1 protein-coding gene is annotated in these 286 nt (G+C 51.7%); it reads right to left on the bottom strand.

Annotation, left to right across the window (positions count from 1 at the left end):
• A partial coding sequence (locus B3O33_RS04045; protein ID WP_292363008.1) for a DnaJ C-terminal domain-containing protein occupies positions 1 to 286 on the bottom strand: 286 nt, incomplete at both ends.

The following is a 286-nucleotide window of genomic DNA, read 5'->3' as shown; positions in this document are numbered from 1 at the left end:
AGGTAAAGCGCATGAGGAGCAATCTGGATTTCCAGGTATAAATCTCCAGGCTTACCGTTCATATTGGCTTTACCCTGGCCGGTTAAGCGAATTTTCTTGCCGGGTTCAATGCCCGCAGGGATCTTGACACTGACAGTACCGGTTTGAGTTGCGCCCGCAGGACGACGGATAGACTTATTCGCCCCGTTAAAAGCATCTTCCAGTGAGATGGTAATTTTGGCGTTAACATCTTCGCCCCGGGCAAAGAAATTATCGTGTCGGCCGCCACCCATTCCGCCCATGCCAC

This window comes from Methylophaga sp. UBA1464 (assembly GCF_002325665.1).
Classification (GTDB): domain Bacteria; phylum Pseudomonadota; class Gammaproteobacteria; order Nitrosococcales; family Methylophagaceae; genus Methylophaga.
The sequence above is the reverse complement of the archived record's forward strand: the minus strand, read 5'-3'. Positions and strand labels throughout refer to the sequence as shown.